The sequence below is a fragment of the Bacteroides faecis genome (assembly GCF_020091505.1).
GTDB classification, from domain to species: Bacteria; Bacteroidota; Bacteroidia; order Bacteroidales; family Bacteroidaceae; genus Bacteroides; species Bacteroides faecis.
In genome coordinates this window covers 3,992,118-4,007,884 of record NZ_CP081916.1, presented here as the reverse complement: position 1 = coordinate 4,007,884, position 15,767 = coordinate 3,992,118, and the positions used below count along the sequence as shown (strand labels likewise).

Here is a 15,767-nt window from a genome sequence, read left to right as displayed (position 1 = left end):
TCATTGTGTTTTTCTGCTGTACGTATAATCTATCTCGTCTTTTCGCTACGAGACGCACACCGAAGCCGCCCCGTCACTCATTTCTACAAAACCACCCTGAATATCCAGTGTATGCTCCTCGTCGTCCATCGTAGTGTAAGCCAACGTTCCCGCTTTCAGCGATGAAACGATAGGCGCATGTCCCGGCAGGATAGAAAACGATCCTATCGTTCCCGGCAGTGTGACAATCTTCACTTCTCCGTCGAATACGCTCTTTTCGGGCGATACGATACTCAAATGCAGTTCTTTCATCCTATTCTTTTTTTATTTTTTCGCTTGTTCCAGCAATTTCTTGCCTTTCTCTATCGCTTCTTCAATGGTACCTACATTCAGGAATGCCTGTTCGGGGAGGTAGTCTACTTCACCGTCGAGAATCATTCTGAATCCTTTGATCGTATCTTCGATACCTACCATCACACCCGGAACGCCTGTAAACTGCTCGGCAACGGCAAACGGCTGTGAAAGGAAACGCTGCACACGGCGCGCACGGTTCACTACCAGCTTGTCTTCTTCCGAAAGTTCCTCCATACCGAGAATAGAGATAATATCCTGCAATTCCTTGTTGCGCTGCAAGATCTGTTTCACACGCTGCGCCACATCGTAGTGTTCCTGTCCCACGATGTGCGGGTCGAGGATACGGGAGGTAGAAGCCAACGGGTCGACAGCCGGATAAATACCCAGCTCCGTAATCTTACGGTCGAGCACGGTAGTCGCGTCCAGATGGCTGAAAGTCGTTGCAGGAGCAGGGTCCGTCAAGTCGTCCGCAGGCACGTACACCGCCTGTACGGAGGTGATAGAGCCTTTTCGGGTAGAAGTGATACGTTCCTGCATCGCACCCATTTCCGTGGCAAGCGTCGGCTGATAACCAACGGCGGAAGGCATACGTCCCAACAGAGCCGAAACTTCCGAACCTGCCTGCGTGAAACGGAAAATATTATCAATAAAGAACAGGATATCACGTTTCTCGCCCTCCTTACCGGCATCACGGAAAGACTCCGCCACCGTCAGTCCGGACAATGCCACAGAAGCACGTGCGCCCGGAGGTTCGTTCATCTGACCGAAAATCAAGGATACCTGCGACTTTTCCAGTTCGTTATAGTCTACTTTTGAAAGATCCCAGTCTCCCTTCTCCATACTTTCCTTGAAAGCCTCGCCGTAGCGGATAACGCCCGACTCGATCATTTCACGCAGCAAGTCGTTACCTTCACGGGTACGCTCGCCTACTCCGGCAAATACGGAGAATCCGTTATGTTTCTTGGCAATATTATTGATAAGTTCCTGGATAAGCACTGTCTTTCCTACACCGGCACCGCCAAAGAGTCCGATTTTACCACCTTTGGCATACGGTTCGAGCAGGTCGATTACTTTGATACCAGTGAAGAGTACTTCTTGCACAGTTGTCAAATCTTCAAATTTGGGAGGGTCACGGTGGATGGAATAGGCACCTGTACGATCGAGAGCCTTCATGCCGTCGATAGAGTCACCCACTACGTTCATCAGTCGTCCTTTAATCTGTTCGCCTATCGGCATCGTGATCGGGCCTCCGGTGGGATACACCTTCATGCCGCGCTGTAGTCCGTCGGTACTGTCCATAGCCACGGTACGAACCGTATTTTCGCCGATGTGTTGCTGAACTTCTACAACCAGTATTTTGCCGTTTGGCCTCTTTATCTCCAGTGCGTCGTGAATGCTTGGCAGCATTAACTCTGCATCCGAGCCTTCAAAGTACACGTCAACCACAGGACCGATTACCTGTGAGATATGTCCGATAATCTGTGACATAAGCAATCTTTATTTATATTATTCTTTCTTTTCCTATCGAATTTAGTAGCATGACAAGGAACGTTTCGCGTTTTATCTACTTTAATCTATTATACTAAACAGTTAAATTTAGCTTTTGTTCAATCACGCCCTATTTCTTTTTAACATTTTCTTTTTTACAACTGCTTTCCACGTTTTACAGATGTTTTACAGGCATTCTACAACCGCTTTGCAGGCGTTTCAAAGAAATGGTTAAATAAACAACTGCGCAAATGTAGAAACAAATTGGCATCGTTGTTCTTCCTTTTTCATTATTTGTCGTTCAATAACACTTATTAGACCAACAATGGCTACAAACACACCAATACAGACCTGTTTCAATTACGATTACACAGAAAAACACGACTGTTGCTTATAAAATATCAGAAAACTACATTTTACCCCTTAGTTTTCTTCTTCAACGGTTATATTCAAACACTTATAGAAGAGATAAAATAGTAGCGCAGACAACTAGTTTTGTGTTCGAGCACAAAAGAAAAACAGCCATTCACGAAGCTTTCCTGACAGTAAACGATTTCAGCCTTCCTCTTCCCTTTTTTCTATTCTTCCTTAACAAAGATAAAAAGTGCATTTGGGGAAAGCTAATTTAAACCATGTGCTGTTGTATGTATGGCAAGCCGGCAAGAGGGTACGTTACTTCAAGAATTTTGCCGCATTGGGAAGAAATGGAAGAAGATAAATAAGCATAAAGTATTCTATGTGATAAAAAAAGAAGAAATTTGCAGCGTTATTAATCCTAAAAATTATGGTAAAAAAAACCTTTTGGCTTTTGCCGAAAAAATCGGCAACTTTACGTTAAACGTAACGATGGTAGATGAAGCAGGTAATCCGTTGACAGCAGATGATATCTCTCAATGTCACCTATCCGGATTCCCCATCTTATTTACTCAAAATGAATTACTTGAAGCACTTGCAAAAGAAATTTTCAAGCAACAGTTTATTTGGAAATCCGTACAGGAGAAAGACATCAAAGAGTGCAACAAAGAAGAACGGATCATCAAACAGATACCGTTGATGCCACGCTGTCCGGACTTGCTGAAACGGCTGTTCCATTGCATCGAAATCCGCGACGAACGCTCTCCGAAGCATGCCATAGCCTACAAGAGCTGTCTGGGAAAACTGGAGGAAATGGTGAAAGACCAATGGGACGATTGGAATAGAGAACAGTCAAAATAGTCGATGTGGTAAGAAAAACGAAAGTTGTATTTTTGCAGCCGGAAGCCCGTGATAACTACACCACCCGCTTCCGGCAACTAAAATATTTGATTTTAAATGAGAAAGTTCATGTACCAAGTGTCACTGTTTACCAACACTTGGAGTAAATCTTCCACAGCTATTTCCATAGAAGATTTTTTCGCAATGGTGCGCAACGGATATTGGAAAGTGCCCGTAGAAGGCCACCGCAATTGTTTGGCAAAAGACCGCAAACACGATGCACAAACCATCAAAGACAGCATGGCATGCGTCATCCCCGCAGGCGTATGCCACAAGGGACACGCAAAAAACAACCTTACCTCCCTATCACTCGCACTCTGCATCGACATCGACCATACGGACGAACAGACAAAGGATATTTTCGTACGTGCCTGCCTCCTCGAATATGTGCTGGGAGCGTTTATCAGCATTTCCGGACGTGGGGTAAAGCTGTTTATTCGTATAGAAATCGACGGAGCAAATGATTATCCTGCCATTTACGAAGCAACGGCAAAGCTCGTTTCCATCGTTCTCGGTGTAGAGACTGACGGAAAATGCAAGGATATCACTCATCCTTGTTTCGGTTCCTACGACCCGGAAGCATACTACAACGGTGACGCAAAGGCCGTCAACGGCTTTCTGCCGAACGGTGCGCTCACTCCACGCATCACCCACACTCCCGACACTTCCAGTTCTGACACCACCTACACTCCCGTCTCTTTCTCCAACGGACATCCGCCTGCAAAGGCGGGCAACCGGATTTCTGCCGTTCCCTTCGTACAGTCATACCTCACCCTCTACCCTGCCGCAACGGGCGACCGGAACGGAACCGTTTTCCGGCTCAGTTGCGCTGCCTGCAAACGCGGCATCGAACGTAACGAACTGACCACCGAATTGGTTCGCACCCTGGAAGAAGACAACTTCCGCGAATCCGAAATCGCACGTACTGTAAAATCAGCTTACCAGAATGTAATGACTGCGGAAGAGACGGAAAGTTTCGAAAATCCTCCGTCAAATTCCAGTAAAGTCCAAAAGTCCCCTATAGGATTTTCAGAAAACGAAAATCCGGCAGAAAAGGAGGATGAAATCATCGGAGAAGAGCTCAGAGAACATACTCCGACCTTTCCTGGCGAAATTTACGATTTCATTCCCGCCATCTTTAAAGAGTGCGTCTCCATCGCAAGAGACGAGCGTGAAAGGGACGGACTATTGTTGTCATGCATTACCACTATAAGCAGTATGCTCCCCAGCGTAAACATCCGCTACAACCGACGAAATTATCAGCCGAACATCTACTGCATCGTCGTAGCTTCCTCCGGTGCCAACAAGAATCTCATCGGCTACGGAATCCGCCTGCACAAGCACTACTGTGAGTATTGGGAGAAGCAAAGCCTGAAGATCGAAAAGGAATACAAGAAAGCACTCAGAGACTACACCCTCTCCTTGCAGGCGGCACGCAAAAAGAATACTGCCGCCACTAACCTGCCGGACGAACCGGAGGAACCGAAGCTGGCATTTCCGCTTATCCCTGCCGACATCAGCCGGGCGCAGCTCATCACTCACCTCATCAACAACCAAAGTTGTTCTTCCCTGCTCACCAGTACCGAAGCCAGCAGCGTCAGCACAGCCCGCAACCAAGATTACGGGCACTTCGACGACATCCTCTGCAAGGCATTCGAGCACGAGCTGATCAGTTCGTCTTACAAGATCAACGGACGACATCCGCTGAAAGTCGAATATCCCTCCCTGTCGGCTTTTCTCACCGGCACTCCCTCCAGTCTCATTCTATTCATCCCAACCATGGAGACAGGACTGTACAACCGCTTTCTGATCAATACCTTCAGACTTCCGGCGGCATGGCAGGATGTGTTTGCAGAGGAAAAGGTGCGTGCAGACGATCTCTTTAACGAGTTGTCCATGCGCTTCGCACAGATGGCTTTATTCCTGAAAGATTCTCCTACGGAAGTAAAGCTGACAGATACACAGAAAAGAGAGTTCAACCGGGTTTTCACACAACTGCTCAAAGATACGGACCTGCTAGGTAATGATGACCTGCTGGGTGTGGTGAAACGTTATGGAGTGATAACGGCACGCATCTGCTGCATTTTCTCCGCCATCGACAAAGCAACCATGAGAATGGAAGTGCCCGAAATATACTGCTCGGACGAGCATTTCAAAGCGGCGCTCGCCATCGTGCTGTGTTGCTTCGAACATAGCAAACTGGTCAGTACTTCGGTAAAAAGCTCTGCCGAAGATACAAAACCGCTACAATCGCCCGATAATCTCTCGCGACTTCTGGCGAAACTCAAAAAGAGTTTTTCAGCCCAAGAAGCATGTACTTCGGGAGAGGAATTGAACCTCTCAAGAAGCACCGTTTATTACTTATTAAACAAAGGCATTAAAGCAGGGAGAATCAGCAAATTAGCTCACGGTTCGTATATTCTGAAAATCTAATATGGATTTTCCGGACTTTACTGGACTTTGAAATAAGCCCTATCAGCAAATCAGGATTAGCTATTAGCAAAAACAAATTAGCTAATAGCTAATCGAAATATGCTAATAGCTAATTTATTTTCCTCCTTGCAGACGGATGACTCATCGAAAAACAAATTCACGGCTCATCGAGAAACTTCACGATCAGCCTGACCTGCCTGGTACTATAAGCATGATCGTTTTTCCCTTCCCCACCGCTATACATGGCATCATTAAGTTCTTTATTATTCCTGATCCATCCCCGTAGTTTCTGCATGGCATAAATCAATGGCAAATGTGGATTGTATTTATGAGCCAGCTCCGACTTCAAATACGGACGAATGACAAACGGCTTCTCTTCCGCCTCTTCTCTTTCTGTTTTCATATCGTTGTTATTAAGTTCTTTCGTACTCCAAATATACTAAAACATATTCGCGCACACAAGGAAACAAGTAAAATAAAATCAATTGAAAACAAAGTAAATACGATCTGTATAAAAGTAACACAAAGTACGATAAAGTACATACAACTACCCCGGAAAATCAGAGTATCTTTGACACATCGAAAGAAAGAAACAGAGCTCATTCTCTCTCCCGACACTGATTGTCAAAACAACAATCTGTAATCATTAATTTATAAACTTTAATTTATCATCATGGCAATACCATTTAAAAGAGTGGGTCGCAAAGACCCGAGAAAAATTGACGGGGTGCTGAAGTACCACCCCCAACTGGTGACGATGGGGCAAAGTGTAGACCTCGACAGCATCGCCTACATCATGAAAGACAAGAGTTCCCTCTCTCTGGGCGATATCCAAAGCGTACTGACCAACTATGTGGAAGCAATGCGGGCGGCGCTCTTCGACGGAAAATCAGTTAATATCAGAGACTTCGGCGTATTCAGCCTCTCTGCCCATACGTCGGGAGCAACCACCAAAGAAGACTGTACGGTGAAGAATATCAAGTCTATACAAATCAACTTCCGTCCTTCCAGCAGCGTCCGTCCCAACCTGACGTCCACCCGTGCCGGTGACAAGATCGAGTTTCTCGACCTCGAAGCTCCGAAAAAGAAGAAAGGTGACGGATCAGGCGAAGACAACAAACCCGGCGGCGGTGGAAACGAAGGTGGCGGAGGCGACGAGGAAGCTCCGGACCCAACCGTATAGCGGCAGCAGGTCATGAACCGTACAACAGGCATGAGAAAGATCAGTCTGATCGTGATTCACTGTTCCGCCACCCGTGAAGACAAGGAACTGACAGCCTTTGATCTGGACACGATGCACCGCCGCCGTGGTTTCAACGGAACAGGCTATCACTACTATATCCGCAAGGACGGCACAACACTTCTCACCCGCCCTATTGAGCGAATCGGAGCGCATGTACGCGGATTTAATGCGGAGAGTATCGGAATTTGCTACGAAGGCGGGCTGGACTGCCGGGGACGCCCGGCAGATACCCGGACGCCGGAACAGCGGGCAGCACTCCGGCTGCTGGTGCATCAGTTGCAAGCGAAATTTCCCGGTTGCCGGGTGTGCGGTCATCGTGACTTGTCACCGGACCGTAACGGGAATGGAGAGATCGAACCGGAAGAGTGGATCAAAGCGTGTCCATGCTTTGAGGTAAAGGAGGAAAGTTTTCAGGAGCAACCAAGCATTTAGTAATGATTCACTTAGTAATCAATCATTTTAAGAGTCGGAAAGGAGGTGTGTAAAGTTATGGCAGTCAAGAGATCCCTTTGGGATACCATTTTGAAAGTAGTCATCGCAGTGGCTTCGGCAGTGCTGGGAGCGTTGGGCGGTAATGCGATCAATCTGTAAGACCAGAGAAATAACAATGTTATAAACGTGAGAGAGAGGATGCAGTTTCAGACTTCTGCCCTCTCTCTTTTTTTATATCCAAGTACAGTATAAACATTGATATTCTTCCTGAAAAAAGGAGTTAGATTCAGAAGTAGTAACGCAACCCGCCCAGCAGATTAAAGCGGGTGATTCCACAGCGTTCATCTTCTTTCAGCAGCATCCAGTCCTGCTTGGGCATACTGCCGCTAACCCCGTTCAGGGTCAGACCGAGCCCCCAATTGGCGGAAAGCATATACTCCACTCCCACCATGGCATGAAAACCGAATCCGGCAGCATTGTAGAGGGGATCATGATAAAGGAAAACACCCATTCCAAGCCCCGATTTTAAGATCCATCTGTCGAACTTCGAGCGGCCTACCCACTCCGGAGCTATATAAGAAAGCGTCATGTCTCCTCCATCGGAAAAAGACTTTCTGAAACCGGAATATTGCAGTCCGATTCCCATACCGTTGCTCCACGTATATTCGTAGCCGAGCTTCCACTCGATTCCTCCTTTCGAGTCTAAGGCCGCGCCGTTGACATCGTACATCTTGCTGGTCACCCAACCATACCCGAAGCTCGCTTCGAACGTGTTGGCAGGTGCTCTCCGCTTTTCCTTCTCTTCTCTCACAGCCACCCGGCCAAGATCGATCATGTCTTGTACAGGATTTCCTTCGGTAGCATTCACCTTCGTGTCCGTCAGGTGAAGCATTAAAGCGTTGATTTGATGGCAGGAACTTCCCCAAAAAGAAGGTTTCACATGTTCGGTAATGGCGAGCCCGTTTCCACCGTTCTTTCCGGTGGCTTCTTGTGCCAGACGCAGCACTTGATCGTATCGGCAATTTCTAGATGTACCCCGGTCCACAACAGAAACACTTCCGAGTGTTTCGGCTGTGTTGGGAACCGTATCTCCCGGTTCGATGACATAAACCGAATCTGCCGGAACGGGATTCGGATAGGTTCTTACAATATGAGTGACCACTTTAGGCGAGCAGGAAGTCAGTAATAGAATAGCAGTAACTGCTAATAGTTTAGTCTCTTTCATGTTTTTCATTATTAGCTATATAAAGGAATATAATAAGAGAGAGAATCAAAAGCAAAAGGATAGTGAATTTTACTTTTGACTCTCTCTTGTTTGTTTTATTTAGTATACTTCTACCTTCTCCGCAATTCGTTTCGCTTTATCACGCAACGCATCCAGATCGGCGTTCAGCGGCGCATAGCAAAGCACAACTCCCATACGGCGGTTGACACGGGTAAACGGTTTGCCGAAGATGCGCAGATAAGTGTCTTCTTCTTTCGTTACTTCTTCCATGCCACGATATTGGGGACGTTCCTGGCTCGCAATCGGAGAAAGGATGACGGCACTTGCACCGATCCGTTCCTGCTTGATGCCGGGGATAGGCAAACCGAGCACGGCGCGCAGGTGAAGTTCAAACTCATTCAGGTTCTGTGTTCCTGCCAATGTTACCATACCGGTATCATGCGGACGCGGAGAAAGTTCAGAGAAGTAGACTCCGTTTTCGTGACTCAGGAAGAACTCTACTCCCCAAAGTCCGGCACCTGTCAGGGCGCGGGTCACTTTTTCAGCCATTTCTTCGGCTTCTTTCAAATGTGCAGGGTCGATGTGTGCCGGTTGGAAGCTCTCGCGGTAGTCTCCTCCCTTTTGTACGTGTCCGATAGGAGGACAGAACAGTGTAGGTCCGTTTTTCTGCGTAACTGTAAGCAGAGTGATTTCGCTGTCGAACTTGATAAATTCTTCGATAATCAATTCGCGGATATCACCACGGCTACCGCTGCATCCGTATTCCCAGGCATGTTCAAGTTCATCGGCACTCTTGACAAGGGACTGTCCTTTGCCGGAAGAAGACATCAACGGTTTAACAACGCAAGGGAAACCGATTTTAGCGGCTGCCGCTTTTAGCTCGTCCAGTGTCTTGGCATAGAAATATCTGGCTGTTTTCAGTCCGAGTTCCTTAGCGGCAAGGTCGCGTATTGCCTTACGGTTCATCGTAAAGTTGACAGCACGGGCACTGGGCACTACCTGGATACCTTCCTTTTCGAAATCATACAAGCGTTCCGTACGAATGGCCTCAATCTCCGGAACGATGATATCCGGATGATGCTTTTCTACAACACGTTCCAATTCTTCACCGTTCAACATGTCGAATATTTCAAATTCATCGGCAACTTGCATAGCAGGTGCTCCGGCATAAGAGTCACAAGCAATGATATACTGACCTTTGCGCTGTGCAGAGATCACAAATTCCTTTCCTAATTCTCCGGAACCGAGCAACAGTATTTTCTTCATTATTTTGAGTGTTTTATGTTAGTGATGCAAAATTAGTATATTTCTTTTTATTAATGACGCACCTTCGGATATTTATTGTGAAAACGGAAACCGAGTCCGAGCATCAGATAGTTAGGCGTCTGGAAGTCCTGCAAATTATATCCGATGTGAAGGAAGGAGCTGCGGGTGATGTCTATTTTCAATGCAAGAATCTGATAAAAGCCTCTCATATCTCCACGACTGAGCACATTGGCTCCCATGCCGACCCCAATCGTAAAATAAGGCATCACATACTCTGCACGCGCCGAAAGTCCCAGAGCTAATTGGTGCTGAATGCCTGGTTTCAGAAACTCACGGGTAGAGCTGCTACTCCCATATTCTTCTCTGTATACATTGGCACTGCCATCATAGACACCGTCCAGCGAAGCACCTACACGCAACTTATAACTCAGGTTATACATCGGAGCGAAATTGAATCCGGCAACCGGATATGCATTGGGAGACGCTATCTGCTTCTCGCCTACCCACACGCCTTTCCGACGCCATGACCCGAACAGCACGACATCATAACTGATGTGACGGGGAAAACGGGTAATAACAGGCTGACAAAACGGTTTTGAAAGGTCTTCTTCTGTACGGTTGAAATTGTAAACGACTCCGATCTTAGCTCCGGTAGTATTGATTCCCGCATTCGGATATTTAGTGTTGCCATTGGAGAAATGAGTGAAATCACCTCCGACTATAAGATCGAAATAACGGGAAAACGCCCAATTCACATACACTCCGGCATTGATATAGGCATTCATCCGTGACCCGACAGCACCATTATAGGTATTATAGTAATTGTCATAAGGCTTCCATCCGGCAGACAGACCGAAATTCCACTCATAATTGAGCGAGACACGGGAGGAGAAACGAGCGATCCGGGCGCCTTGAAATACATAGAAAGAGAAAGGATCGCCCAACTGTTTCTTATCGCCAAAAGTCGAAAAAGATACACCAACGCCTTGATAAGCTCCACCGTAAATACGGTCGGCACAAGTGTTGGGACGAAACTTGAACGAGTACTTCAGATGAGCGGCAAACGATGCCTGAACCGGCTTCCAACGCTCGTTCTCTCCTTGCAGGAAAGGGTTGGTAGGAAATACATACTGCGGACGGGCCTCTATCCCCAAACGATGGATGAAACGATGCGGGATGTATACTCCGGCACTTCCCACGTTTTCCGTAAGTTCCGGATATCTTGAATAACTTTCTCTGCGCAAAAGGTTTTCAGCATATCCGGATGGGTGCGGTACACTGTCACAGGAAGTTCCTTGCTCTGCCAGAACAACTTCCGGCAGGCAAAACATAACGGAACAAAGAACGATGGCTTTCCATCTCGCAATCGCGTTTCTCATAGTGTCGACATATTAGTCTTTGGGGCCTCCTGACAGTTTCATAAATCAAGCGTTTCAATAAATTTGGCAACATGATAACCATCCATCAGTCCGTGATGACAAGTGACGGAAATGGGAAGCATCAGTTTCTCGCCTTCCCGAAAGTATTTTCCGGTAGATATTTTGGGGACACTATCACCCGAACGCATATTTGTGGGGTGCTTCATGTCGGTAAAGGCCAGCCAGGGAACAGCTGAGTAATGAATGGCATTGGGATGGAAAGTACCTCCTTTATTGAGCCCGGTGGTACCTTGCAGCCTCTCCATTTCGGCTTTTGCCTTGCGAATAAAAGTGAGTTCATCCGGATCGTACTCAAAGGCGGCAAAAGAGAACGTGTGATCGGCACGCCCTACCGTCGCTTCGGGAAGCAGACTGTCATAGCAGACCACTTTGTCTCCTTCGATACGGTAACGGAATTCTTCGACTTTGCTTGCGGCAGTGATAATACGATGTAGTAGTAAAAGGGAGAAGGAAACGCCTTTTGCTTTTGCCTCCTCATAAGAACGGGTGCAGTCTACATGGACCGTCACTCCGAAAAAGGGATCATCGAATGCGCTGAAATGCTCAAAATGCTCTTTTCTGTTCCATGTAGCAAGGTCGATGATCTTTTCTATCTGATTCATCCTAAACACTCTTTAAAATTATGTTGCAATTAGATTTAGGCACGGATTACGCGGATTACACGGATAAAGAGTTGGGTTCTATATAAAAATAGGATCATAAAAGAAATCCGTGTAATCCGCGTAATCCGTGCCTAACTACATATTTCATCAGTCAAACGCGGTATCTTCTTACTGATGCTGTTCACGCAACAGGTCGTTCACTGTCTTCACCGGATTGAAAGTGGTCAGAGGGACTTCTACGAATACGGTATTCCAGTCACTCATAGCACCATTCCACAAACCGGGGAGTTCTAGAGCTTTCAGGTCTTTTCCGTTCTTCGATTTATAAGAGATGAAGCCTGTCGCTTTATCTACGTATTTCACCAGATCGAACTTGTGACCTTTATAGTCACGTACGGCACAAACCAAGTCTACCGGATTGAAGTGCGTACCCTTTTCGAACATTTCCTTTTTGGCAGGATCGTTCATATCGATCTGAGAGCTTTCGAGGATTTGCAGGGAGATAGTTCCGTCGCTGTTATAAGCAAGGAACGGACCGCCACCCGGCTCGCCTACATTCTTCACCATACCGCATACACGCATCGGACGGTTCAGTTTGCTCTTCAGGTAGATCACCAGTTCGGCATCTTCGAGGTTCTTCGTTTCGGGATTCTTGCAGAAAAGTTGTTTTTGCAGGAACTGGAGAATTTCCATGATTTGCTCATGTGTATACTTTCCACTGTCGAGCAGTTCGAGGTATTCGAATGCCTTCTTCTGCAAGGACACGAGTACGCCGGCAATCAGTTTCTTATAAGTAACGGTGTCGGCTTTCAGTTTATCGGGTACTACGTTGTCGATATTCTTGATGAAGATAATGTCGGCATCGAGATCGTTAAGGTTCTCGATCAGCGCACCGTGACCACCCGGACGGAACAGGAGTTTGCCGTTGTCACGGAACGGTTGGTTATCCATATCGGCGGCGATGGTATCGGTATTCGGTTTCTGCTCGGAGAAGGTAATGTAATAGTCTACTCCATAACGTTTGCCGAATGCCGCGGCTTTCTCTTCCACCAGTTTCTTGAAGAGTTCACGGTGTTCGGTAGAAACGGTGAAGTGTACATTGACTTTGCCACTCTTTCCGGCTGCATACATAGCACCTTCGGCAAGGTGTTCTTCAAGCGGAGTACGTGAACCTTCGGGATATTTATGGAATTTGAGCAGACCTTTCGGAAGTGCTCCGTAGTTGAGTCCGGCAGTTTCGAGAAGGGCAGCTACTACAGCTTTGTAATTACCTTCTTCCATCAATCCCGGAATATCTTTTCCGGCTGTACGCTGACAAGCTACATTCAAGTCGTCATAGAAAGCAAAATCCTTGATTCCGTCGAAGAATGCCTGCTCAAACTTTGTAGTAGGTTTGTCATACTCTGCGGACAGAAACTCGAACAGATTCTTGAACATACGACTGGCAGCGCCCGAAGCAGGAACAAACTTCACGATGATCTTATCCGTATTTTTATAAGCATCCCATGCAGCCAGATATACTTTTTGTTCTTCTGCGTCAGGAGCCAATATGCCTTTTTCTATGGAAGCGGCAGCATCCAGTTTCAAATAAGGAAAACCTGTCTGGAAGCAAGCCAGCTGTTCTGCTATCTGCGCTTCCGTGATGCCTTTCTTGGCAAGCAACTCTTTGTCCTGTGTCGTTATCATAATATCTATTTTTATTAATTGATGCCCAAAAATACAAAATGTTATTTACTTCTTGCCGAATAACCGGGAAAAAAAGTAATTTTACGTCGAATTAACAAGATTGAATATGGACGACTTTTTTACATCAGAGGAAAAGAAGGAGCTTTTTTCACTCTACAGGCATCTGTTGCAATCTGCCGGAGATACGATTTTCTGGAAGGATTGCCAAAAATTAAAGAAACATCTTATCAAAGCTGCCCAATGTAACGGGCTGCAACGCAATAACTTCGGGATGAATCCCGTCATCAGAGATTTACAAACGGCGGTTATCGTAGCCGAAGAAATCGGAATGAAAGGTTCGTGTCTCATCAGCATTATGCTTCACGAAATCGTGAAGGCACATATCCTGTCGATTGAGGATGTGAATGCCGAATATGGCGAAGATGTAGGCAGTATCATCAAAGGACTGGTGAAAACAAACGAACTGTACTCCAAAAGTCCGGCGATTGAATCGGAAAACTTCCGCAATCTCCTGCTCTCTTTTGCCGAAGATATGCGCGTCATTCTGATTATGATTGCAGACCGTGTGAACGTGATGCGCCAGATCAAGGATACAGGCAACGAAGAAGACCGGGTAAAGGTGGCGAACGAAGCAGCTTATCTGTATGCTCCGCTGGCACACAAGCTGGGACTTTACAAGCTGAAATCGGAACTGGAAGACTTGTCGCTGAAATATACACAGCGGGAAACTTACTATTATATAAAGGAGAAGCTCAACGAAACAAAGGCTTCCCGTGATAAGTATATCGCCTCCTTTATCGACCCTATCCAGAAGAAGGTAAAGGAAGCCGGATTGAAGTTCGACATCAAAGGACGTACCAAATCGATTCATTCCATCTGGAACAAGATTCAGAAACAGAAGACTCCGTTCGAAGGAATTTATGACTTGTTCGCTATCCGTATCATTCTGGATTCCGAACCGGACCCGGCTAAAGAGAAGCAGGAATGCTGGCAGGTATACTCTATCGTTACAGATATGTATCAGCCCAATCCAAAACGTCTGCGGGACTGGCTTTCAATTCCGAAAAGCAACGGTTACGAATCGTTGCATATCACTGTGATGGGGCCGGAAGGCAGATGGGTGGAAGTACAGATTCGTACCCGGCGAATGGATGAGATCGCAGAACGGGGACTCGCCGCACACTGGAGATACAAAGGCATCAAAGGTGAAACAGGACTGGACGAATGGCTGACTTCAGTACGCGAAGCTCTTGAAAATGCAGATAACGACTCTTTGAAAGTGATGGACCAGTTTAAAATGGACCTTTACGAAGATGAAGTATTCGTATTCACACCGAAAGGAGACTTGTTCAAGCTTGCCAAAGGGGCTACCGTACTCGATTTCGCTTTCCATATTCATAGTAAACTGGGATGCAAGTGTATCGGAGCAAAAGTAAACGGCAAGAACGTACAGTTAAAGCAGAAACTGAACAGCGGTGATCAGGTGGAAATCATGACGTCGAATACCCAGACTCCGAAGCAGGACTGGCTGAACATCGTGACGACTTCCAAAGCCCGCACCAAGATACGTCAGGCACTTAAGGAGATGGTAGCACGCCAGCACGATTTCGCCAAAGAGACATTGGAACGGAAGTTCAAAAACCGGAAGATGGAGTATGACGAAGCTACAATGATGCGTCTTATCAAGCGTCTGGGCTTCAAAAATGTGACAGAGTTTTATCAGAAGATTGCAGATGAGACACTGGATGTCAACGATATTCTGGATAAATACCTCGAACAGCAGAGACGGGACAATGACACGCATGATGAGATCGTTTATCGCAGTGCCGAAGGATATAATTTGCAGACAACACAAGAAGAGGTCACCTCCAAAGAGGATGTGCTTGTCATCGATCAGAATCTGAAAGGACTGGAATTTAAACTTGCCAAATGCTGCAATCCGATTTACGGAGATGATGTATTCGGATTTGTGACAGTAAGCGGAGGTATCAAAATTCATCGGGCGGACTGTCCGAATGCCAATCAGATGCGCGAACGGTTCGGATACCGGATTGTAAAAGCACGTTGGGCAGGAAAATCAGTCGGCACACAGTATCCTATCACACTGCGTGTGGTAGGTCACGATGATATTGGGATTGTTACCAATATTACTTCTATCATTTCTAAAGAGAATGGAATCAGTCTGCGATCCATCGGAATCGATTCCAACGACGGATTATTCTCCGGAACACTAACGGTAATGGTAGGTGATACCGGACGACTGGAAGCACTCATCAAGAAGTTGAGGACAGTGAAAGGAGTAAAACAGGTAAGCAGAAACTAAAAAATGAAGAATGAGGAATGAAGAATGGGCTGCGCTATTATGC

The 15,767-nt window shown here is 46.5% G+C and carries 14 protein-coding genes; 6 read left to right on the top strand and 8 right to left on the bottom strand.

Annotation, left to right across the window (positions count from 1 at the left end; all coding sequences use genetic code 11):
* Positions 1-45 precede the first annotated feature (45 nt).
* Both atpC and atpD read right to left on the bottom strand, forming a co-directional pair.
* Complete coding sequence (gene atpC, locus K6V30_RS15595; RefSeq protein ID WP_055269439.1) at positions 46-291, bottom strand: ATP synthase F1 subunit epsilon; 246 nt, start codon at positions 289-291, stop codon at positions 46-48.
* 12 nt (positions 292-303) lie between these two features.
* Entirely contained in the window at positions 304-1,821 is a 1,518-nt protein-coding gene (gene atpD, locus K6V30_RS15590; RefSeq protein ID WP_055269438.1) for a F0F1 ATP synthase subunit beta, read from the bottom strand.
* Positions 1,822-2,559: 738 nt separating this feature from the next.
* On the opposite strand from atpD, the gene K6V30_RS15585 reads away from it, so the two are divergent.
* Both K6V30_RS15585 and K6V30_RS15580 read left to right on the top strand, forming a co-directional pair.
* The gene (locus tag K6V30_RS15585; protein WP_224207167.1) at positions 2,560-3,036 is read left to right on the top strand and encodes a hypothetical protein; all 477 of its coding nucleotides are present in this window, start codon (positions 2,560-2,562) and stop codon (positions 3,034-3,036) included.
* A gap of 96 nt (positions 3,037-3,132) precedes the next feature.
* Entirely contained in the window at positions 3,133-5,508 is a 2,376-nt protein-coding gene (locus K6V30_RS15580; protein WP_081030816.1) for a DUF3987 domain-containing protein, read from the top strand.
* Positions 5,509-5,665: 157 nt separating this feature from the next.
* On the opposite strand, the gene K6V30_RS15575 is transcribed toward K6V30_RS15580, so the two are convergent.
* A complete protein-coding gene (locus K6V30_RS15575) occupies positions 5,666-5,911 on the bottom strand; it encodes a DUF4248 domain-containing protein (protein ID WP_010538191.1) in 246 nt (81 codons plus the stop codon).
* A 270-nt stretch (positions 5,912-6,181) separates the two neighbouring features.
* On the opposite strand from K6V30_RS15575, the gene K6V30_RS15570 reads away from it, so the two are divergent.
* From K6V30_RS15570 to K6V30_RS15560, 3 genes are read left to right on the top strand one after another with little or no spacing between them, the layout of a single operon-like run.
* A complete protein-coding gene (locus K6V30_RS15570; protein ID WP_022302198.1) occupies positions 6,182-6,691 on the top strand; it encodes an HU family DNA-binding protein in 510 nt (169 codons plus the stop codon).
* 30 nt (positions 6,692-6,721) lie between these two features.
* On the top strand, positions 6,722-7,183 hold the full coding sequence (locus K6V30_RS15565) for an N-acetylmuramoyl-L-alanine amidase (protein ID WP_055269459.1): 462 nt from the start codon (positions 6,722-6,724) through the stop codon (positions 7,181-7,183).
* Between the two features lie 57 nt (positions 7,184-7,240).
* Complete coding sequence (locus K6V30_RS15560; RefSeq protein WP_022302200.1) at positions 7,241-7,342, top strand: smalltalk protein; 102 nt, start codon at positions 7,241-7,243, stop codon at positions 7,340-7,342.
* Between the two features lie 127 nt (positions 7,343-7,469).
* Here K6V30_RS15560 and K6V30_RS15555 read toward each other — a convergent pair whose 3' ends face one another.
* The 5 genes from K6V30_RS15555 to K6V30_RS15535 form a co-directional block, all read right to left on the bottom strand.
* A complete protein-coding gene (locus K6V30_RS15555; protein WP_010538194.1) occupies positions 7,470-8,408 on the bottom strand; it encodes an outer membrane beta-barrel protein in 939 nt (312 codons plus the stop codon).
* Positions 8,409-8,507: 99 nt separating this feature from the next.
* Complete coding sequence (gene purT / locus K6V30_RS15550) at positions 8,508-9,674, bottom strand: formate-dependent phosphoribosylglycinamide formyltransferase (RefSeq protein WP_055269437.1); 1,167 nt, start codon at positions 9,672-9,674, stop codon at positions 8,508-8,510.
* A gap of 50 nt (positions 9,675-9,724) precedes the next feature.
* Complete coding sequence (locus tag K6V30_RS15545; RefSeq protein ID WP_055269436.1) at positions 9,725-11,053, bottom strand: acyloxyacyl hydrolase; 1,329 nt, start codon at positions 11,051-11,053, stop codon at positions 9,725-9,727.
* A gap of 38 nt (positions 11,054-11,091) precedes the next feature.
* Positions 11,092-11,715, bottom strand: coding sequence for a chloramphenicol acetyltransferase (locus tag K6V30_RS15540; RefSeq protein WP_022302203.1), 624 nt, complete (start codon positions 11,713-11,715; stop codon positions 11,092-11,094).
* Between the two features lie 168 nt (positions 11,716-11,883).
* Positions 11,884-13,401 carry a DUF4301 family protein gene (locus tag K6V30_RS15535; RefSeq protein WP_022302204.1) on the bottom strand — a complete coding sequence of 506 codons (1,518 nt, stop codon included), beginning with the start codon at positions 13,399-13,401 and terminating at the stop codon, positions 11,884-11,886.
* A gap of 106 nt (positions 13,402-13,507) precedes the next feature.
* Here K6V30_RS15535 and K6V30_RS15530 point away from each other — a divergent pair, with 106 nt between their 5' ends.
* Positions 13,508-15,724, top strand: coding sequence for a RelA/SpoT family protein (locus K6V30_RS15530; protein WP_010538199.1), 2,217 nt, complete (start codon positions 13,508-13,510; stop codon positions 15,722-15,724).
* Positions 15,725-15,767 lie beyond the last annotated feature (43 nt).